The organism is Aliinostoc maniaoense, assembly GCF_058172895.1.
The window spans coordinates 438,040-459,924 of the sequence record NZ_CP187952.1; the positions used below are offsets into that span (position 1 = coordinate 438,040).

The window sequence follows — 21,885 nt, forward strand, 5'->3', positions numbered from 1 at the left end:
GAATGTGTCAATATTGTTATGATTCCAGTAATGAGTAACTGCACTAAATATCTGAATGTTTAGTCAGTGAAAATACGTTTACAGGAGGAATACTCTATTGTCTCGACGTTACTTATTTACCTCTGAGTCAGTTACGGAAGGTCATCCTGATAAAATCTGTGATCAGATTTCTGATACGATTTTAGACACCTTACTTGCACAAGACCCTACTAGTCGGGTTGCGGCTGAGGTAGTTGTAAATACTGGCTTAGTGCTAATTACTGGTGAAATCACCACCAAAGCCAATGTCAATTATGTCAATATTGCCCGCAAGAAAATCGCTGAAATCGGCTACATTGATGCTGATAATGGCTTTTCTGCGAACAGTACCAGTGTGATTGTTGCTTTAGATGAACAATCTCCTGATATTGCTCAAGGTGTGAACACCGCTCAAGAAAGCCGCCAGCAAGATAGTGAAGAACTATTTGACAGTATTGGGGCTGGTGATCAAGGTATCATGTTCGGTTTTGCTTGTAACGAAACCCCGGAACTGATGCCTTTACCTGTGAGTTTAGCGCACCGCATTGCTCGCCGACTAGCCGCAGTCAGAAAAACTGGTGATTTGCCTTATCTTCGTCCTGATGGTAAAACCCAAGTCACTGTTACTTATGAAGATGGTCGCCCTGTCGGTATTGATACCATCCTCATTTCTACCCAGCACACGGCTAATATCGGTGATATTACTGATGAGGCGGCAGTTCAAGCCCAAATTAAACAAGACCTGTGGACGGCTGTAGTTGAACCAGTGTTTGGCGACCTGGAAATTAAACCCAGTTCAGAAACACGCTTTTTGGTCAACCCCACTGGTAAATTTGTGATTGGTGGCCCTCAAGGTGACTCTGGTTTAACCGGACGGAAAATTATTGTAGATACCTACGGTGGTTATTCCCGTCATGGTGGTGGTGCTTTCTCCGGTAAAGACCCCACAAAAGTAGACCGTTCCGCCGCCTATGCAGCGCGCTATGTAGCTAAAAATATTGTTGCGGCTGGGTTGGCAGAAAAATGTGAAGTGCAGTTGAGTTATGCCATTGGTGTAGCTAGACCCGTGAGCATTTTTCTCGATACCTTTGGCACAGGCAAAGTCGATGATGAAACCTTGCTGGAACTAGTTAAACAGAACTTTGAACTACGTCCGGCTGGGATTATTCACACCTTCAACTTACGTAACTTACCAAGTGAAAGAGGCGGACGTTTTTATCAGGACGTTGCAGCTTACGGTCACTTTGGACGAGATGATTTAGACTTGCCTTGGGAACGTACCGATAAAGCGGAATTTTTGAAACAAGCACTCAACCATTCCCTGTCTGCGGCGATCGCTCAAGCATTAAAGTAGACTCCCATCCTACTGCAAACAAGATTTATTGGTAAACCCTCTGGCTAGAAACTTCCTCAGCCGAGGGTTTTCTTTATGGCAGGAAAAAATGCTAATTTCTAGCAAATAAAGCCAATTTGTGATAGAATTGACCATTAGTTGGTAAAATAGTAGATATCTAACGAAAATTTTTATTCTTGTTCCTTAATCAAGCGACCCTTGATTCTAGAGTAAAAACAATCGAGAGCAAAAGTTCCCTGTTTGTGTTTTTGATTAGCATTCCTGTGCTGAATTGGTAAAAAGTTCTAGTAAAGTGAATTAGCCCTGTGGAATTTTTAAACATCCAAGACGATAGTCCTTGAAGATGTTGATCAAGTTTCACTCTCATGACTTCAGATAACTGGCGACATATCAGCCAGGACATAGTGGAAATGGGTTAAAGTAGAATATGCCATACCGTCATACAAAATTCTTTGCCCGGCAAAAATACAGGAGAAAAAAAGCGGTTACAACCAATACAGGTGACAGGTGACAGTCAAGGAGACTTGGAGTGTTTGCCTAAAGTATACCAGTGCATCAGAACATTGAGATTAATTAACTGCCAACTTTACAAGTATCGGATTGCTAGCGTTAACAAAAATGCGTGTCAAAATTCCTATCAAAATTACTGAAATTTGATTAAATCATGGGAATTATAGACAGCAATTGATGGCACTTGTGATAAGAGAAAATAATCTAAAGTATTGATCAAGATTGGCAATAGTTGTATAAGTAAGACTGATTTGGTGATTGTTGCGGGAGGGATAAGGAGATTTGAGGGATGCAAACTCAACAGCCAATCCCTATGGACAGCAGTTTAGAAAGCGAACAAGTGCCAGTAGAAGAGACATCCAACGATGAACTCCCGACTATAGAATTTCCCTCAAGAGGGAAACTCAAAGCCAGTTCCTGGCGCATACATCAGAAAATTGGTTATGGTTATTTTGTGGCGATTGGCATTGGCTTTTTCGGCTCACTCACGGGCTTAGTCATTGCTAATTACTACCGTGGGAGAGAAATCAGGGAATTTAATCAAGCCCAAGAGCAAAGACAACTACTGAGTGAGTATAAAGATGCAGTCATAGGCGCACAACTGCATAGCTTTAAAATGACAGCGTTTTTAGAACAGCCACAACTACTACCAGCCAAAAAAAACGAATTTTTGCAGAATGTAGAGCAAGCTAAGAAATTAGAACTGAGAATCGACAAATTTATTCAAAGAAACCCTCCTGAAACTTTAGCTGCGGCTAGTGGCAACTTACAAAGTCTATTACAAGATTACGCCTTTTACTTAAAATCTTATGTTGACAAAATAGAACAAGTTTTAAAGGAAAGTAATCAAGAGGAAGTGGCTGTTACAAGAGGCAAGCTGCTAGAAATTATGCGTGGTCAAACAGCCATGCAACTAGACCAGTTATCAGAACGCCTAACTAATATCCTTCGTACTGCCGAAATCAAAGAACAAAAAAGACAACAAGATGTAGAACAAGCCAAGGGAGTAGAAAGATTAATTGTGATGGTGAGTATGCTGGTGTCAGTAGCGATCGCCGCCATCATAGCATGGCGTACCAGTCGAGCGATCGCTGAACCAGTGATTATTGTCACCCAAGTTGCTGAACAAGTAGCACGGAAACACAATTTTGATTTGCGCGCACCCGTCACCACCGAAGACGAAATTGGCTTATTAGCAAAATCTTTAAATCATCTGATTGAACGTGTATCAGAACGCACAAAAGAACTCGAAAAAGCCAAAGAACAAGCGGAAGCCGCCAGCAAAGCTAAAAGTAGATTTTTAGCTAATGTCAGTCACGAATTACGCACCCCCTTAAATGCAGTCATTGGTTTAAGCCAACTGCTACAAGATGATGCCACTGATCTCAATTTATCAGGAGAGTTCATCACCGACCTAGAAACCATCAACGGTGCTGGTAAGCATCTACTAGAACTAATTAACGACATCCTCGACTTATCCAAAATTGAAGCCGAGAAAATGACTCTCTACCCAGAGACATTTGAGATTGGTACTCTAATTAATAATGTTGTCCTCACAGTTAAACCAGCTATAGAAAAAAATGGCAACGTGTTAGTAGTAGATTGTGATGAGAACTTAGGTACAATGTATGCTGATCAAACCAGAATGCGACAGGTATTATTCAATCTATTAAGTAACGCTGCTAAATTTACTACTAACGGTAAGATCACCCTAACAGTTAAAAATGACAGAGAAAACTATTCACCAGAAGCTCCCCTGGGAATGATTACTTTCAATGTCACCGATACAGGAATTGGGATGTCTCCGACACAACAGCAACAACTATTTCAACCCTTTATTCAAGGTGATACCTCCACTACCAAAAAATATGGTGGTACAGGGCTAGGGTTAGCTATCAGCCGTCACTTTTGTCAGATGATGGGTGGTGAAATTGTGGTACAAAGTCAAATTGGCATAGGTTCTACTTTCATCGTTCATCTACCGTTGACAGTACAGGAGTAAACTGGGAATGGGGCAAACAGGGCATTGGTAAACAGGGAAGCTGACAAGGTAGAGTAAGTAACTAATGACTGTTGACCATTAACTAAGTAAGTTATCAGCACTCCTCACACCATGACTACAAGCATTGACTTTCTCAGCCATCTTAACCCCAGCCAACGTCAAGCCGTGGAACATTACTGCGGCCCCTTGCTGGTTGTGGCTGGCGCGGGTTCTGGTAAAACACGCGCTTTAACTTACCGAATTGCTAACTTAATCCTCAAACACCGTGTCGCGCCTGAAAATATTTTGGCGGTGACTTTTACCAACAAAGCCGCACGGGAGATGAAAGAAAGGATTCAAAAGCTATTTGCAGAACAGTTGGCAATGGCAGAACATGGACAAAGATTGGATTTACTGCCAGAATACGAACAAACAAAATTGCGATCGCGTGTTTATAAGACTACCATCAAAGACCTATGGTGTGGTACATTCCACAGTCTATTTTCCCGGATTCTGCGCTTTGATATTGAAAAGTATCAAGACGAGAAAGGCAGAAAATGGGATAAAAATTTTTCTATTTTTGATGAATCTGATGTCCAGAGTTTAATTAAAGAAATTGTTACTAAACAGTTAAATTTAGACGATAAAAAATTTGATCCTCGTTCGGTACGCTACGCCATTAGTAATGCCAAAAACCAAGGCTTTTCCCCACAAGAATTAGAGCAAGAACAACCAAATTATCGCGGACGAGTGATAGCGAATGTTTATAATCTTTACCAAGATCGGCTATCGCAAAATAACGCTCTAGACTTTGATGATTTGATTCTAATTCCTACCAGATTATTTCAGCAAAATGAACAGGTTTTAGGCTATTGGCATCGCAAATTTTGTCATGTGCTTGTAGATGAATATCAAGATACTAACCGTACTCAATATGACCTGATTCGTCTGTTAGCAACTAATGGCGAAGAAAGAAAAAGTGAATGGGAATGGAAAAATCGGTCAGTCTTTGTAGTAGGAGATGCTGACCAATCAATTTATAGCTTTAGAATGGCAGATTTTACCATTTTGTTAGAGTTTCAAAACGACTTTGGAGATGGGTTGCCCGATGAAGATACCCGCACAATGGTGAAGTTAGAAGAAAACTATCGCTCTTGTGAAAACATTCTCCAAGCTGCTAATGAACTGATTGAAAATAACACCCAACGGATTGATAAAGTTCTCAAACCGACAAGGGGAGCAGGTGAACAAATTTATTGTCACAAAGCAGATGATGAACTAGCGGAAGCCGAATTTGTAATTAGGCAGATTCGCACCTTAGAAAATCAACATCCTGAATTAAATTGGGGCAGTTTTGCTATTCTTTATCGTACCAATGCCCAATCTCGCCCCTTTGAAGAATTGTTAGTCAGGAATCAAATTCCTTACACAGTCGTTGGCGGGATGAAATTTTATGACCGTAAAGAAATTAAAGATGTCTTAGCTTATTTAAGAGCGATCGCTAACCCCGCAGATACCGTAAGTTTATTAAGAGTTATTAATACACCCCGGCGCGGTATTGGTAAAGCTACTATTGATAATTTAATCAATGCTTCCCAACAATTAGGCACAACATTATGGGAAATATTGAGCGATGAAACCTCAGTCAATACTTTAGCTGGACGTTCTGCTAAATCTGTGAATAATTTTGCTGCCATGATTAACCGTTGGCAAGCAGAAATTGCTACTGTTCCCGTGACTGAGATGGTAATGGGGATTTTAGAAGATTCTGGTTATGTGCAGGACTTACAAAATCAAGGTACAGACGAAGCCGAAGACAGAATCCAAAACGTCCAGGAACTTTACAACGCTGTACTGCAATTTCAAGAAGAAAACGAAGATGTTTCTTTAACAGCCTTCTTGCAAAGTACTGCCCTCAGTTCCGATTTAGATAACTTAAAAGAAGGACAAACAGCCGTTTCTTTGATGACATTACACGCGTCTAAAGGTTTAGAGTTTCCCGTTGTCTTTTTAGTGGGCTTAGAACAGGGATTATTTCCCAATTATCGTTCTATGAATGACCCAGCCGCCTTAGAAGAAGAACGCCGCCTGTGTTACGTGGGAATTACCCGCGCCCAAGAGCGTTTACACTTATCCTTTGCCCGTGAACGCCGCTTATATGGTTCACGAGAACCCGCAATGCGATCGCAATTTCTCGATGAATTACCCCCAGAATTATTAGCAAATCCCGGTAAAAAGCGGCAAAATTATCCTAAAAATTCTACAACTAATGGCAAGCAAACAGTTAATCAAAATTGGCAAGTAGGGGAGCGAGTTTTACACAAAACTTTTGGTATTGGTGAAATAACTCACATTTTTGGTGAAGGTAATAAGCTATCTGTAGCAGTTAAATTCGCTAGTCTAGGACAGAAGATTATTGATCCTAGAGTAGCGCAGTTACAAAAAATAGAGTAGTAACCAACCCCTTTCCAAACCTCTCCCCTGCAAGGAGAAGCCACTGTGTTGGGCGGGTTTCCCGACTTGTTCGCGTAGCGTCTCGTAGAGAAGCAAGTGGCGTAGAAGTTTCAAAAACTTCATTTTTCATTGAGATTTTAAGATATTTAAGCCACTCTTTGTGTCGGAGAGGGGTTGGCGAAAGGTCATCTAACTAACATTAATTTACTTAAAAATTTTCTGTGAAGGAAGAATCCTGAGCCTACAGGAGTGGCAAGTTCTTAAGTGAGTCAATTTTAAAGATATGATGTAGCGGATATTTTTAATCGTAGTATTAGGGTTAATATCATGTTCTATTATCAACCTATATACTATTTTAGAGATGTCTTTTATACATCTCTTCCGTTTAATGTTAAAGCATCATATCCCTCTTCGCATAATTTTAATAGTACCTTTCGCGGTTCAAATTTTTGCGGCTGTGGGGATAACTGGATGGCTTTCTTTGCGGAATGGTGAAAAAGCAGTAAATAATCTCACTAGACAACTGAGTTCACGAGTTAGCGAGAGAATTGCTGAGAGACTCAACGATACTCTAGGTACAGCTCCCTTGGTAGCTCGTTTCAATGTAGATATGATTGAAACCGGCAAGATTAATCCTAACAATCCTAGAGAATTAGAAAGCTCTCTGCTTCGGCAACTCAGACAATTTAATTCTATTACTAGCATTACCATTGCCACAGAGCAACCCAACTATATCAGTATTAGCTATAACGAAGGCGATCGCCATCAACTCTATCTTTCAATTTGGAATCCTGCCAAGGGAGGAACGTTTGATTGGTTGATTGACGCTCAAGGAAAGCGTCGTTTACTAGACGAAGATACAACCTATGATCACCGTAAACGCTCCTGGTATCAGGACACCGTTAAGGCAGGTGATCTCATTTGGAATCCAATCTATCTGACTATCTCCCCTCAAGAGTTAGTGACTTCTGCAAGTCAACCTTTTTATTACCCGCAAGGTGAAGTGCGAGGAGTCGTCAGCATCGATTTGAGCTTAGAAAAGCTCGGTCAATTCCTCCAATCTTTACGAATTAGTAAAACAGGAGAGGCTTTTATTATCGATCACCAACAAAAACTCATTGCCACCTCTGACAAGCAAAAACTTTATCGCATCAACCCTATTAATCAAGAGCCAGAACGAATCGCCGCTATTGAAAGTTCAAATCCTCTCATAAGTGCCACTGCTCAACATCTGCAAACTGAACTTTCTGTCCTGAACAACATCAAAAAGCATCAACATATTGAGTTCAATTTTAAAGGAGAACAAGTATTTGCCCAAATAACCCCCTTTTCTGATCAACGAGGACTCAATTGGTTCATTGTCACCGTCATTCCCAAATCAGATTTTATGGAGGAGATAAATGCCAATACTCGACTAACCATTGGGTTATGTTTAGTTGCCTTATCTATTGCTATAGGAACAGGAATTATCACTTCTAGTAAGATTGTCACTCCCTTATTAAAAGTAATTACAGCTGCGGATACCCTATCTCAAGGTAATTGGCAACAAAAAATTCCAGAATCTCGCTCTACCGAGTTGGCTTTGCTAGGACAAGCTTTCAATCGGATGGCAAAACAACTCCAAAAATCCTTTACTCAGTTAGAATACAGTGCCTATCACGATGCTTTGACTGGGCTACCCAATCGAGAAGCACTTTTAATGCAATTAACAGAGGCAATCAATCAGTCTATTACCTCTAAGGAAGAATCATTATATGCTGTTTTGTTTCTTGATTTGGACTTTTTTAAATTCGTTAATGATAGTTTTGGTCATCTAGTAGGCGATCAATTATTAATAGCTGTCGCGCAACGCATCAAAATGGTTATTCGTCCTACTGATACTCTGACTCGTTTTGGCGGAGATGAATTTATCCTCTTACTAAAACCCATTGCAGATATCTCAGAAGTTATTGAGATTACAGAGCAAATTCTTAAAAGTTTCCAATCCCCCTTTAACTGTAATCACAATAGCACTGCAATATTTATTAGCACTAGCATTGGTATTGTTTTAAACACAATGGGAGGAGCAAACCCTCAAATCTTACTCCGCAATGCCGATATCGCTCTCTATCGCGCCAAAGCCAACGGTAAAAATAATTATGAAGTATTTAACCAGCAAATGCACGCCCAGATAGTAGAGCGATTACAATTAGAAACTGATTTAAGATACGCTCTAGAAAGACAAGAATTTGAGCTATATTACCAACCCATAATTGAAGCATCAACTTTAAAGATTAAAGGATTTGAAGCATTAATTCGTTGGCATCATCCATTGTTGGGTATAGTTTCTCCAGTCAAGTTTATCCCTTTGCTAGAAGAAACTCGATTCGTTATCCCTTTGGGTTGGTGGGTGTTACGGGAGGCTTGTACTCAAATGCAAAATTGGCGCAATCAATTGAATAACTGTGAAGAAATCACCATCAGTGTCAATATTACTAGCCAACAGCTTTCCCATCCTGACTTCATAACACAAATTGAGCAAATTTTGTCAACAACTCAGTTACCACCTCACCAGCTTAAACTCGAAATTACTGAAAGTTCTTTACTCAATAGCGAGGAATTTATTCAAACGAAACTCACTCACATCCGAAATTTGGGGATTCAGTTGAGTCTTGATGATTTTGGCACAGCATATTCTTCGTTGAATTATCTGCATCGTTTTCCCATCAACACCCTCAAGATTGATCGCAGTTTTATTCTAGATTTAGAAAAAGGTGGGAAAAATTTGGCCTTGGTTGAAGCGATTATCATCTTAGCGCACAAGTTACAGATGAACGTAGTGGCTGAGGGAGTAGAAACTCAAAGGCAGCTAGAAATTTTACTGGAGATGGGATGCGAGGCAATTCAGGGTTATTTGTTTTATCCTGCGCTCCCAGCTATGAAAGTTACAGAGATACTATCACGAAATAAAAAAAAATACCCGACTTATGTCACTATTTAAAGTGGGTTTGATGGCTAAAAAAAGGAGTAAAAAAAGATGAATCTGGTGATTTTATAAAAAAATATAAATATTTCCAAAGCAAGACAATCACTATCATTTCCCGGAATTGGCATGAATAAAATTGAAATAAACTATAGAATAGGGAATTAATCTGTCTGCCTCAACAAATCTGCGTAAATCCTGACTTGAGCTAAATTTCGCTTCAAAATACTCTACATTCTCCAAACATCAAGTTTTATGTTTGGAATCTTGGATTTTCTGTAATCCAAAGTTTAGGAATTGATGACTTTATTAGCATAAGAAGGTGATGCAATATGCAAAACTGGATTCGCAGTAACGGAAGACATTGCTTAGGAAAATTGTGTACTGGTGGAGTCATGATGATGGCAGTTTTGCTATCTTCGTTGCCACCAACCGCAGCTGATCCCAATCCACCCAAGGCGTTAGCTGCATCAGTTAATGATCAGAGTATCGCCTCATCTCGTATTCAGGAAATCTCCCAAAATCGCCGGATTGTCATTGATCTCTCTGCACAGCGTCTATTTGCTTGGGAAGGGGATAAACTGGTGTATTCTTTTCGGGTTTCTACCGGAAAACGTTCGACTCCTACACCTCTAGGCAAATTTCGGATTAATTCCAAATATCGTATTAACCGGATGAGAGGACGTGGTTACGATATTCCAGATGTTCCTTATGCGATGTACTTTTATAGAGGCTATGCCATTCATGGTGCTTATTGGCATAACCGCTTTGGCACTCCCGTAAGTCATGGTTGTGTGAATTTACCAGTCAAACAAGCCCGCAAGCTGTTCAATTGGGCTTCTCATGGTACTTTGGTTGTAGTGCGGAGGTAACAACCTAACCCCCTAACCCCCTTCCCTTGTAGGGAAGGGGGAATTAAAAAACCGTTTTGAATAGCATGAAAATAGCGATCGCAATTACAAAATAAGCAAAACCTGTTTCTAGTTTTTGCGCTGCAATAAATTGAGTTAAGTAAGCACCAACTAGCATTCCCAACCCTGCGGCTAAGGTAAAAGTTAGCATTAAATTGATATCTATGGGAACATGACCCCAATATCCAGCAAAACCCGTCACGGACTTAAAAGCCATAATCATTAAAGAAGTACCAATTGCTTCTTTAATAGGTGTGTTCCCCAAAATTACCAAAGTCGGAATAATCATAAACCCGCCACCAATTCCCACTAGTCCAGTCACAACCCCCACCCCAAAACCTTCTGTGGGAATGGCTAACCATCTGGGAATATGTTGATGTATGCTGATTGATGAATTTACCTCAACACTGGCTTCACTTACTTCCAACTCTAGATTTGGTGATAATTGATGCTGACTATTGCGAAGCATCAAGTATGCAGCCACAAACATCATAATTACAAATAAAATCTGCTGTAATGCTGGTGTGACAAAGGGAAAAGTAGCTAAACGCGCCCCCATGTAAGCACCTAGCATTGCCCCTGGAGAAAATAGCAAGGCTGTTTTAAAGTTGACATGGTGCTGTTGCCAGTGAGGAAAAATACCAATGAGACTGACAGCACCAATAGTCACTAAACTCATAGCGATCGCTGATTTAATTGGCACTCCCAGCACATAAACTAAGATGGGTACAGCTAAAATCGACCCACCACCACCAATTAAACCTAAGCTAACGCCTACACAAACAGCTAAAAAGTGAGCAATTATCATCATGGGGAATTGGGAATTGGGCATGGGGAATTGGGAATTGGGCATGGGGCATGGGGCATTGGGCATGGGGCATTGGGTAAGAAATTCTACCTTGTCTACCTTGTCTCCCCCTACACCCCTACACCCCTACACCCCTACACCCCTACACCCCTACACTAGGCTGTTGACTTTGTTAAAATTTGGGCGGTTTTTAGTAATTTTGTACGCGATGTTTAATTTGTGCCTCAAAGCCTTCTCAAAACACAGTTTCAGCCATCGTAACTACGCACATTTTTTGCATGGACAAAATCCCAAAAAAGTTACAGAGTCAACAGCCTACCCCTACACCCCTACACCCCTACACCCCTACACCCCTACACCCCTACACCCCTTCAACTATCCAATCTACCGCTTGCGCTTCGGTGATATCTGGTACTTCTAGACGACTTTTCATTTTATAGAGTACCTTTTCTGGTAACTTGGCGGTGCGATCGCTATTTCTATTCAGTAATTCCTCCCAAGGTGCTTCTAGGTAAACAATGCGAATTTTAGCTTGATAATTAGCAAATTGACGAATCAGTGAACCTCGCAATTGACGGCTGATGTTAGTAGCGTTCCACACAAAAGATTTTCCGGTTCTTAGATAATCTTTGGCTATGGCTTTCGCTGCATTTACTACCGCGCTTTGTTCTGCGTCAGGTGCAACCCCCATTTTGTTCCTGAGTTCATCTAGAGAAATTACTGGCGATTCATGTATATTTTGCTGAATCCATGTGTCTTTCCCCGCACCCGGTAAGCCTGACATCATCACGACTTCCAAACGGGTATCATCGTAGGCTGCATAATCTGGATGACTATTTTCTTTTTGAAAATAAATAAACCGACTATGGGCTGAGGGAAAGGCGCGTGGTTTGTCAAAACAGTGATTTTCTTGGGCATATTCCCGAAAAAATGCAATCCTTTCTAATAACTGGGCTTGGTCGTCACAATATCGCCCCCTAACATCAGCTTCGGCTAATAAACTCAGCATATCGCAACGGATGATTTGACTAGTTTTAATCACTGCTTTTTCGGGGTTGGGTTTGTCCCAAAACCACAGAGGTAAACTACCATATTTCACCAAAGCCACAATTGCTTCCCGTTGACGGAATGGGACTTGCAAATCCCAGAGAATTGATTGCGCCATCTTTGCACCTTGGAGGACATGACCTTTAGAGGAGATAGCACCATCCGTTGCGATTTGGGTGGCAACTGGTTTAGCAACATCATGCAGCAACGCCGCCGCAAATAACACTGAGCGTTCTGTGGCTGGTAGGGTTCGCCATTGTGGTAATTTTACTAATGCTTCACACACTAACTTAGTATGAATAAGTACATCACCTTCGGCATGATAACGGGGGTCTTGGGGACAATCAGCAAGCGATCGCAACCAGTCAAATTCTCTTTCTAGTCCCTGCCAATCTATTGTCCAGTCATTTGCCTCTGGACAATAGGGAAAAGTCCAATTCATCTTTCCTTCCTCAAGTTGTTGTAACATTTATTCTTAGATTTAAGGACTAAAGTCCTGACTACAAACCAATCAAAATAAATTCACATCAGAACGCAATTGATTAGGGATAATGGGACGATTCAACCAATGACCATCAGATTGCTGAATGGTAGTTAAAAAGCTGGAACGCACGTATTTATAACGTGCTGTCACCGTATCCCCTGGTTCGACTTTGATGTATAAACCTTCCATCAAAGCACTTTGGTCAGTTTGCTTCAGGGAACGTTCGACATCTAGTTCCTGTTGTTGACAAATTTGGCGAAAATTTTCTAAATATGTAGATGTTTGATAATGGGACTCACCCAAGAACCCCAAAAGTTGCTGATAAGATTGCAGTTCGCCAGCAAACAAAATGGGGACAGAAACCAGTGGGAGTCCTGCCAGTAAATGCTGGCGGCGTTGGGTGCTAAGAAATACTCTGTTGTCTAAATCCAGCACATCATATTCTAAAAAGTAGTGGGGTAAAGCATCGTAAAAAACCGTGTGCTTGGCATATAACCATTCACCAAAGAGAATAAAACGACTCCCCAAAACTTCCCAAAACGCGCCTGTGTGAGTATACGCCCACTGTTTAAATAAGTTGAAATGCTTTTCTCTTGCACCACCCGTTAAATAATGTCCCCGGCTTTGTAGTCGGAGTTGTCCATCAGACGTAAAACTGATAGCAGCGTTTGCACCATCAACTTTTTCTTCAACTACTACATACTTTTCTTTGATAGTTGCAAAAGGGATGCTATCAAGGTCTTCATCCCCAGGCTGCAACCGCGAACCCTCAATGTGATGGGTACGCGGATATTTATAAATTTGTTCCATGATTTTTTACCTTGGTAAGAACAATCAAAATCTTGAGGTAGCGAAATGACACGAATGAGTTACTTTCATTCGCAATCATTGAGAATTTGACTGAGCCAAGGGATTACATAACCGTGACCTGAAGTTACAGAGTGTTTACATCATACATTTACTTCACAAGCTGAAGCCAGATTTCCAGAATTTAACTGTTCCCTGTTCCCTTCTTTGCTAACAAAATATAGCAATTTAAAAATTTTGATACTACAATGATATCACTTTGATATAAATATGGTTTGAGAAGAACTATGAACCCAAAAATCAAGGAATTTCCAGCGTTCAAGGTGAACGGCTTTGTGATGTTGGCTGTAGTAGGAGCGATCGCCCTTCTGGGAGGGTGGTATATTTGGTCTAGGGTTACGGGGTTAGAAGCTTTATTGGCTAGAGGACTGAAAGTTACTGATTTCATCGGTGGTGATGATACTGTTGCCGAGTTGGTGGCTTGGTTGGCGGCTACACTTTTGATTGTGATTATTCCTTCACTATCGGGATTTTTTACTGTTGAGCCAAATCAAGCTGTAGTATTGATATTTTTTGGGCAGTATATGGGAACAGTCCGAGAATCGGGCTTTTGGTGGACAAATCCCTTTGCTAGCAAGCACAATATTTCCCTGCGGGTGCGTAACTTCAACAGCAAAATTATCAAAGTCAACGATGCTGAAGGTAGCCCTATTGAAATTGCGGCTGTGGTTGTTTGGCAGGTTTTCGATTCCGCAAAATCAAAATTCGCCGTTGATGACTATGAAGAATTTGTGGCTATCCAAAGTGAAACTGCTATCCGTGCGCTAGCCATACGTTATCCTTACGACAGCACCGACGACACAGCCACACCATCTTTGCGGGGAATCCCCGATGAAATTGCTCAAGCCTTGCAAAAAGAACTCCAAGCCCGTTTGGAAGTCACAGGAGTAGAAGTCATTGAAGCTAGACTCTCCCATTTAGCTTATGCACCAGAAATCGCCCAAATGATGCTCAGAAGACAACAAGCCAAAGCCTTAATTGATGCCCGGCGGCAAATTGTTGAGGGTGCTGTAGGTATGGTGAATGAAGCGTTAAACCGTTTGAGTCAAGAACAAATGATTGATTTGGATGATGAACGCAAAGCCTCAATGATTAATAATTTATTAGTGGTCTTAACTTCTGAGCAAACCGCCCAACCTGTTATTAACACTGGCACACTTTATAACTAATAAATGGGACAAAAAAAACGATTTTTGTTACGTGTAGATGAAAAGCTGTATGAAGTACTTGAAAAATGGTCAGCCGATGAATTAAGAAGTGTGAATGCACAGATTGAGTATCTGTTGACTGACGCAGTCAAGAAAGCTGGACGTTGGCAAAATGATCAACAAAAATCATCAGATGATTAATGTTGATTGTTGAATATTATAAAGACGCGATTGATCGCGTCTTTAAAGGTTTGTAGTGAGAACTTTAGTTCTCAAACAAGGACTAAAGTCCTTATACCGATTTAATATGAAGCTGCATAGAAAAGAGCTTCCAAGATAAAGTTATAAGAAGATACAGAGATGACTTGTTCAAAAGTTAATTGGTCAAATAGCTGCTGAATGCGCTCACGTAAATCCTCTAAAGAAGAGAAAAGTACATTTTTGAGAGATTTTTTGAGAAACTGTCACAGCCGCTCGATGGGATTGAGTTCTGGAGAATGAGGTGGTTGCAGTAGAGGAATAATATTGTCTGGCCAACGAATCGCAGAACTAGTATGGGCGGGAGCTTGGTCAATCTGTAAAATGGCATAATCCGAGCCTAATTGTCCCGAGAGCCAGTCTAAAAACTGTTGAAAATAGTCTCCATTGAGTTTAGGGTATTCATGCTGGAAATGCTTTCCAGTCAACGGTTCAATTGCACCATAAATCCAGAAATTTTCCCGAAGCCATTTCACCTCTACCGTGGGTTTAACTCCTTTAGCTGTAATTACTTTGCCTGTGAGTGTTTTCAGCCCCACTCTAGTTTCATCCTGACACAGGTAGCGTACACTTTTACCTGGTGCTAGCAGTTGTTCCAGACTAACTATCAGCACACCGAGTTTTTTTTTAATTCGGATATGAGTTTTTCTTTCTGCTTATAGCTTTGGGAGCGTGGCACTTTTAATTTCGCTCCTAAACGATATCTCACCCAGGCGTAAACTGTTCCATACTCTATATCCAGTCCATGTTTGAGTTTCAACCACTCGACTATTGCTCCATAACTACTAAACCCTTCTCCTGTTTCCAACTCTCGTTTTCATGAAGCGATCGCTTCATCATGGATTTTTCGTTTTGCCCCTGGTGCTTTCTTCACTGCTAATAACCCAGACAATCCACCCGCTCTATACCTCTGTAACCATCTCGTCACCGTCGAAGTATCTCTGCCCAAGCGGTTGCCAATTTCTTGCTGTTCCTTTACCTGCCCGTTCATGCAAAAAAGCAGCATTTGTGTCAAATGCTGATAAACCACTTAAAATATTGCTGCTTTGTCTGGTAACTTTAATACTTGTTTGTAAAAGTTGCAGTCTGATTGCTTGATTCTTGGAATGTGATCAAAACTTCCTAGATAAAGCAGTCCAATTTACCCTGTCTACCTGTGTTCTCTTGGCGTATCGGGTGATATCACCAGATGCCAAAGGTCTTATTTTACGGTGTTTTTACGTGTCTTACCCATGACATTCAATTTTTTGTATGTCAGATATGTAAGTAGTCAAACACGTTGATATGTTCCCTAATTCCAGATCTGATCTAGTGTTACATACAAGCAACCGCATAGGCGTTAACCCTTTGTTTATGAATTGATCAATTAAAAATCAGATGATGTTTCTATGTTGCTTAACAGTCCTCTGAGTGCGAAAGTTTTCCTATCGCTGATTTTCATGCTCCTATGGGGGGATTCTTTAAGAGGAGGGTAGAAACAGACTGCTATTTATGGCGCAGAACTGAGTCAATAGTCCATAGTCAAGAAATTAGCGGGCAGAAATAATGGGCAGTTGACAGCTAATATCATCTCTCCCTAATAACTTACTTGTGCAGAAATACAAACATTCTCTTTCCCCTGCCCCCTGCCCCCTGCCCAAAGTTTTCTAATTTTGAATTTTGAATTAATTAGCCCCCTGCGGCTAAAGAACAAGACTACCTTTTAGGGTAAGCTCCTGACTTAACTGGCACAGTGAGAATTTTCCCACTGCGGTTAACTTCTATGACTAGAATGTCTCCCACAGTGCTAGACTCAACCTGTTTCTGCACTTGGGCTGATGTTTTTACTGGTTTATTGTTAATCTTTTGAATTACATCGCCCGGTAGTAGTCCTGCTTGTTGAGCTGGTGAATCAGGTCGTACACCTTTAATCACAACACCAGTTTCTTGTAAGATATTGACTTGACTATCTTGATTCATCTGTTTCCTTTTCGTGGGAGATAAATCAGTCATTTCAATACCCAAAAAAGGGTGTTCTACGCGCCCTTTAGTAAAAAGTTCATTAGCGACACGGGCAGCAGTTTCTATGGGGATAGCAAAGCCTAACCCTTGAGCATCGGCGCGGATAGCGGTATTAACTCCAATAACTTCGCCTTGGGCATTCAATAAAGGCCCCCCGGAGTTCCCAGGGTTAATAGCAGCATCAGTTTGGATAAAGCTAACTCGTTTATCCGGGACACCAACCTGCGCGCTGGTGCGGTCTGTGGCACTAATAATCCCAATGGTAACGGTATTATCTAAACCTAAAGGATTACCGATAGCGATCGCCCACTGGCCAGGTATTAAATTTTGTGAATTTCCTAACTTCACCGTCGGTAAATTATCTCCGGGAATCTTCACTACAGCCACATCTGTGATATTGTCAACTCCTATCACCTTGCCTTCAAAAGTCCGCCCATCCTTGAGAGTCACTTGTACGGTATCGGTGTCAGCTACGACATGAGCATTAGTCAGCAATTCCCCTTTTTCACTTAAAATAAACCCTGAACCAGTACCACGCTCAATGCGTTCTGAGGGAATTGGTTGTTCATCCTCACCAAAAAATCGCCTTAATAAAGGATTTTTTAAAGCATCCGAAATAGGATTAGCTACTTTGCGCGTCGCATTAATCCGCACAACTGCCGGGCCAACTTTTTGGACTGCATTTGCAATAAAATTGACATTATCGCCACTAATCGTCCCTGGAGAAACATTCACAGAGTTAGGACTCACAGTCTCTGGAGGTAAAGCTACTGTGACATTTTTCAGTTGTTGAAACGAGCGATTTGGTGGGAGGAAATAGCGACTGCCTAATAAACCTGCGCCACTGCCAATCACTAATAAAGACAAATAAGCAGCTAATTGTTTTAAAGATAAATTCATAATGACTACGTTTAAGGATAGCAATGCAGTTGCTAATTTCTAAGTTTAGTCAAGCAAACAGCAAGTGGACAGATAAATTTAACATTCAGTAGCTTTTTAAGGGTTTTGACTGTTGACTTTTGGCCAGGGGGCAGGGGAGCAGGGGGGAGGGGGCAGGGGAGCAGGGGAGTAGGGGAGACAAGGGAGACAAGGGAGGGGGGTGTGTGGGGAGAGAGGGGAGAGAGGGGAGTGTGGGGGGAAAGATTTGTTTTCCACCATTCCACACCTCCCACACCTCCCACACCTCCCACACCCTGCGCCATTCCCCATTCCCCATTCCCCATTCCCCATTCCCAATGCCCAATCTCTAATTTCCAAACTAAAATCTAAAGTTAAGGCTTTCTTAACTGAAATCTATGGTTTTTCCCTATCGTATTGTTTTCTTGTGTGGCTTAGTCGGTGCTATGGGATGGGTAACAGCTATGCTGCCAAACTTGAATAGTGCTAGTGCGGCGGTTGAGGGTTGCCCAATTCCGGCTTTATCTCGCTTCCGGCGGCACAAGGTAGTCCGTGGTGACACTTTGGTAAGTATTGCACAACGTTACAATCTTGTTCCTGAAACGATTGTAGGGATGAACCCATCTCTTCAGAATGGCTCGCCTCCATCGGTGGGTAGTGAATTACAAATTGCTCCTTTCAATGGGGTTGTAGTAGAAGTACCTGCTGGCCAAACTTGGCGACAAATAGCCACAAGATTTAAAGTGCGTCCTGATACACTATTTGAGGTGAATGGTTGTCAACAAAACCCTAGAATTGTGTTTGTACCTGGGGTAAATTGGTCGCCTAATGGTTTTACTGCCACTCCCAAAAATAATTTATTCGCTGCTTCAGTTCAGTTATCTGGCTATCCTTTAGAGCAAGCGGTAGAGGTGGCTTTACCCTATGGTTGGCAAATTAACCCCAATACAGGTCAGGTGTTTTTCCATAGTGGTGTAGATTTGTTAGCAGATGTGGGAACACCTGTAGAAGCGATCGCACCCGGTAAGGTAGTATTTGCTCAAGAACAGGGTACTTACGGTAATTTAGTCATCATCAACCACAATGGCGGTTTACAAAGCCGCTATGCTCATCTGGATAGTATGCAAGTTAAAGTTGGTCAACAAGTCACTCAAGGGCAATTACTAGGAACTGTTGGCACAACTGGACAACCAACAGGAAAACAACCCCATCTACACTTTGAAATTCGTTCGAGTTCTTCTTTGGGTTGGGTGGCAGAAAATCCCAAGGACTATTTAAAAGTCAACGGTAAATAATCATCAAATATTTGTAGAGACGCGATGAATTGGGTCTCTACTAGTAAAAGGGAACGGGGAACGGGGAACGGGGAACAGGGACTGCCTATGGTGGGGAGAGGGAACGAAGGGACGAACTGTTCCCCGTTGCTTCAACCCCAACCCTCTCCCGTTGGCGCAGCCTCTCGTAGAGAAGGGAGTTCAACAGTGAACAAGTGTTTTAGCCAACTACAAAATTAACCAACTTTCCAGGCACAACAATCACCTTTTTAATTTCCTTCCCTTCTAAGTGACGCTGTACTGCTTCTGACTCACGGGCGTATTTCTCCAACTCGGCCTTATCTGCTTGGGCTGGAACTTGCAAATCAGCGCGCTTCTTACCATTAACCTGAATGACTAACGTAATTTCATCAGCCACCAAGGCAGCCGAGTCAAAAGCAGGCCAAGTTTGAATATGCACAGATTTACTATTACCTAATAAATGCCACAATTCATCAGCAATGTGTGGCGCAAACGGAGCTAACATCACTACCAAAGTTTGAATACCTTCAGCATAAATTGGGGAGTTGCGGCAGTCAGCATCAGAGAGAGCATTACTCAACTTCATCAACTCAGAAACAGCTGTATTAAATTGATACTCATCTTCTAAATCTTCCGTCACCGCTTGAATGGCTGTATGAATTGCCCGGCGTAATTCTTTTTCTGGTTTACTCAAATTATCGAGTTGGGCTTGTTTACGACAAACTCCAGCTGCAGCATAATCTGTCACCAACCGCCACACCCGATTTAAAAACCGGAATTGCCCTTCAACATCCGCCTCATCCCATTCTAAGTCTTTTTCCGGTGGTGCTTTGAATAAAATAAACATCCGTGCTGTGTCTACACCATACTTAGAAATTACATCTTCTGGTGCAACACCGTTACCTTTAGACTTGGACATAGTAGCGTACAGACGCTGCAAAGGTTCACCTGTTTGGGGGTCACGGGGGTCATTAGGGTTGACTAAACTGGAAGGAATCCATTTATCTTTACCGCCTTTGTTGGGGTTCATGTAAGTTAAACCCTGCACCATACCTTGAGTTAATAGGCGCGCAAATGGTTCATCGAAGTTCAATAAACCGCGATCGCGCAAAACTTTGGTAAAGAAACGGGAATACAATAAATGTAGAATCGCGTGTTCAATTCCGCCTACATATTGTTCTATGGGCATCCAGTCGTTAGTTTTAGCAGGATCGAAAACTTGGTTTTCGTTTTTAGCGTCTGTAAACCGTAAGAAATACCAGGAGGAATCAATAAAGGTATCCATTGTATCGGTTTCCCGTTTCGCCGGAGTACCACAGCTAGGACAAGGCACATTTACCCAACTTTCCAGCTGTGCCAAAGGCGAACCACCCCGGCCAGTAAATTCCACTTCTTCGGGTAACTGTACAGGTAAATCTTCATCTGGTACTGGTACTATCCCACAATTGGGGCAGTGAATCACAGGAATGGGTGCGCCCCAATAGCGTTGACGGGAAATCAACCAATCCCGTAAGCGATACTGGATACGTTCCTTACCAAAGCCTTGTTCTTCGGCATATTTAGTAATTGCTGACTTCGCTTCTGTAGAAGTCATCCCTGTAAACAACCCAGAATTAATTAAAATTCCTGGCTCAGTATATGCCTCGTGATATTCAATCTGTACCAGTTGGGTAACTTCTTCTGTGTCTGATGTCGGCGTTAAATCAAACCCTGCCACATCTTCAGGGGCAGCAATCACAAAGTCAATGGGTAAATCATATCTTTGGGCAAATTTAAAATCCCGTGCATCATGGGCAGGTACACCCATCACTGCCCCAGTACCATACTCATACAGTACATAGTCGGCGATCCAAATGGGTACTTCTTCCCCAGTCAATGGGTTGATAACTTTCCCCCCCGTAGGAACACCGCGCTTAGGTTTGTCTTCGGCGGTACGTTCCAACTCACTTTGATTTGTCACCTCTTGAATAAAGGCTGTGACTGCTGCTTGTTGGTCTTTGGTGGTAACTTGCTCAGTTAAGGGGTGTTCTGGTGCTAAAACTACGTAGCTGACACCAAATACAGTATCAGGACGGGTAGTGTAAACTGCTATTTTTTCCTCGCTACCCACAATGGGAAATTCTAAATACGCCCCTGTAGATTTGCCTATCCAGTTCGCCTGCATCAATTTGACCCGTTCTGGCCAACCTGTTAATTTATCCAGGTCATTTAATAATTCTTCGGCGTAGTCAGTAATCTTTAAAAACCATTGTCGCAGTAACTTGCGCTCAACTTTCGCCCCACTGCGCCAAGAACGGCCTTCGTTGTCAACTTGTTCGTTGGCTAATACAGTTTGGTCAATAGGATCCCAATTAACGGCTGCTTCTCTTTGATATGCCAAACCTGCTGCCAAAAACTGCAAGAAAATCCATTGTGTCCACTTGTAATAGTCTGGGGAACAGGTGGCAATTTCACAATCCCAGTCAATAGATAAGCCAAGACGCTGCAATTGTTGCCGCATTTGGTCAATATTTTGATAAGTCCACTTAGCAGGGGGGACACCACGGTCAATGGCGGCGTTTTCTGCGGGTAAACCAAAGGCATCCCATCCCATTGGATGCAGTACCCGATACCCTTGCATTCGTTTGAGGCGAGCAATCACATCGGTAATTGTATAGTTACGGACGTGACCCATGTGCAGGCTGCCTGATGGGTAGGGGAACATGGATAGAGCGTAGAATTTGGGCTGATTACTATCTGTTGGGGTCTTATCTAAGCCCAGTTCTAACCATGTTTTTTGCCATTTTTCCTCAATTGATGCGGGGTTATATCGGGAATCCACCGAAAATTCTCCTACTGGACTGTAAATCTTGTCTGCCTCCATATTGTAGATGATGGTAGGCAATTGACA

17 protein-coding genes are annotated in these 21,885 nt (G+C 41.9%); 10 read left to right on the forward strand and 7 right to left on the reverse strand.

What is annotated here, in order from left to right:
- The first annotated feature begins 97 nt into the window (after positions 1-97).
- The 5 genes from metK to ACPZ3T_RS01865 all read left to right on the forward strand — a co-directional run bounded on the left by metK (position 98) and on the right by ACPZ3T_RS01865 (position 10,151).
- Complete coding sequence (gene metK / locus ACPZ3T_RS01845) at positions 98-1,372, forward strand: methionine adenosyltransferase (protein WP_490273297.1); 1,275 nt, start codon at positions 98-100, stop codon at positions 1,370-1,372.
- A 799-nt stretch (positions 1,373-2,171) separates the two neighbouring features.
- A complete protein-coding gene (locus tag ACPZ3T_RS01850) occupies positions 2,172-3,884 on the forward strand; it encodes a sensor histidine kinase (protein WP_490273298.1) in 1,713 nt (570 codons plus the stop codon).
- A 111-nt stretch (positions 3,885-3,995) separates the two neighbouring features.
- Positions 3,996-6,317 (forward strand): DNA helicase PcrA, encoded by a 2,322-nt coding sequence (gene pcrA, locus ACPZ3T_RS01855; protein ID WP_490273299.1) that lies wholly within the window; start codon positions 3,996-3,998, stop codon positions 6,315-6,317.
- 457 nt (positions 6,318-6,774) lie between these two features.
- Positions 6,775-9,297, forward strand: a complete 2,523-nt coding sequence (locus tag ACPZ3T_RS01860; protein ID WP_490273300.1) for a bifunctional diguanylate cyclase/phosphodiesterase — start codon at positions 6,775-6,777, stop codon at positions 9,295-9,297.
- Between the two features lie 314 nt (positions 9,298-9,611).
- Positions 9,612-10,151, forward strand: coding sequence for a L,D-transpeptidase (locus ACPZ3T_RS01865; protein ID WP_490273301.1), 540 nt, complete (start codon positions 9,612-9,614; stop codon positions 10,149-10,151).
- 43 nt (positions 10,152-10,194) lie between these two features.
- Here ACPZ3T_RS01865 and ACPZ3T_RS01870 read toward each other — a convergent pair whose 3' ends face one another.
- On the reverse strand, positions 10,195-11,064 hold the full coding sequence (locus tag ACPZ3T_RS01870; RefSeq protein ID WP_490273302.1) for a sulfite exporter TauE/SafE family protein: 870 nt from the start codon (positions 11,062-11,064) through the stop codon (positions 10,195-10,197).
- On the opposite strand from ACPZ3T_RS01870, the gene ACPZ3T_RS01875 reads away from it, so the two are divergent.
- A complete protein-coding gene (locus ACPZ3T_RS01875; protein ID WP_490273303.1) occupies positions 11,042-11,419 on the forward strand; it encodes a hypothetical protein in 378 nt (125 codons plus the stop codon). The two genes, ACPZ3T_RS01870 and ACPZ3T_RS01875, sit on opposite strands and share 23 nt — an antisense overlap.
- Here ACPZ3T_RS01875 and ACPZ3T_RS01880 read toward each other — a convergent pair.
- Positions 11,360-12,487 carry an AAA family ATPase gene (locus ACPZ3T_RS01880; RefSeq protein WP_490273304.1) on the reverse strand — a complete coding sequence of 376 codons (1,128 nt, stop codon included), beginning with the start codon at positions 12,485-12,487 and terminating at the stop codon, positions 11,360-11,362. The genes ACPZ3T_RS01875 and ACPZ3T_RS01880 overlap by 60 nt on opposite strands.
- A gap of 69 nt (positions 12,488-12,556) precedes the next feature.
- Positions 12,557-13,339 (reverse strand): RNA ligase family protein, encoded by a 783-nt coding sequence (locus ACPZ3T_RS01885; protein ID WP_490273305.1) that lies wholly within the window; start codon positions 13,337-13,339, stop codon positions 12,557-12,559.
- A 284-nt stretch (positions 13,340-13,623) separates the two neighbouring features.
- On the opposite strand from ACPZ3T_RS01885, the gene ACPZ3T_RS01890 reads away from it, so the two are divergent.
- Together ACPZ3T_RS01890 and ACPZ3T_RS01895 are read left to right on the forward strand one after the other, a co-directional pair.
- A complete protein-coding gene (locus ACPZ3T_RS01890; RefSeq protein ID WP_490273306.1) occupies positions 13,624-14,565 on the forward strand; it encodes an SPFH domain-containing protein in 942 nt (313 codons plus the stop codon).
- A gap of 24 nt (positions 14,566-14,589) precedes the next feature.
- Entirely contained in the window at positions 14,590-14,745 is a 156-nt protein-coding gene (locus tag ACPZ3T_RS01895) for a type II toxin-antitoxin system antitoxin (RefSeq protein ID WP_490273307.1), read from the forward strand.
- Positions 14,746-15,008: 263 nt separating this feature from the next.
- Here ACPZ3T_RS01895 and ACPZ3T_RS01900 read toward each other — a convergent pair whose 3' ends face one another.
- The 3 genes from ACPZ3T_RS01900 to ACPZ3T_RS01910 all read right to left on the reverse strand — a co-directional run bounded on the left by ACPZ3T_RS01900 (position 15,009) and on the right by ACPZ3T_RS01910 (position 17,703).
- Positions 15,009-15,416: a transposase gene (locus ACPZ3T_RS01900; protein ID WP_490273308.1), complete on the reverse strand. Its 408-nt coding sequence runs from the start codon at positions 15,414-15,416 to the stop codon at positions 15,009-15,011.
- Between the two features lie 203 nt (positions 15,417-15,619).
- Positions 15,620-15,793: a helix-turn-helix domain-containing protein gene (locus tag ACPZ3T_RS01905; protein WP_490273309.1), complete on the reverse strand. Its 174-nt coding sequence runs from the start codon at positions 15,791-15,793 to the stop codon at positions 15,620-15,622.
- A gap of 704 nt (positions 15,794-16,497) precedes the next feature.
- The gene (locus tag ACPZ3T_RS01910) at positions 16,498-17,703 is read right to left on the reverse strand and encodes an HhoA/HhoB/HtrA family serine endopeptidase (protein WP_490273310.1); all 1,206 of its coding nucleotides are present in this window, start codon (positions 17,701-17,703) and stop codon (positions 16,498-16,500) included.
- Positions 17,704-17,808: 105 nt separating this feature from the next.
- Here ACPZ3T_RS01910 and ACPZ3T_RS01915 point away from each other — a divergent pair, with 105 nt between their 5' ends.
- A complete protein-coding gene (locus tag ACPZ3T_RS01915) occupies positions 17,809-18,072 on the forward strand; it encodes a hypothetical protein (protein ID WP_490273311.1) in 264 nt (87 codons plus the stop codon).
- Positions 18,073-18,098: 26 nt separating this feature from the next.
- On the forward strand, positions 18,099-18,995 hold the full coding sequence (locus tag ACPZ3T_RS01920) for a LysM peptidoglycan-binding domain-containing M23 family metallopeptidase (RefSeq protein WP_490273312.1): 897 nt from the start codon (positions 18,099-18,101) through the stop codon (positions 18,993-18,995).
- 199 nt (positions 18,996-19,194) lie between these two features.
- On the opposite strand, the gene leuS is transcribed toward ACPZ3T_RS01920, so the two are convergent.
- Complete coding sequence (gene leuS, locus ACPZ3T_RS01925) at positions 19,195-21,816, reverse strand: leucine--tRNA ligase (protein ID WP_490277092.1); 2,622 nt, start codon at positions 21,814-21,816, stop codon at positions 19,195-19,197.
- Positions 21,817-21,885: the final 69 nt, after the last annotated feature.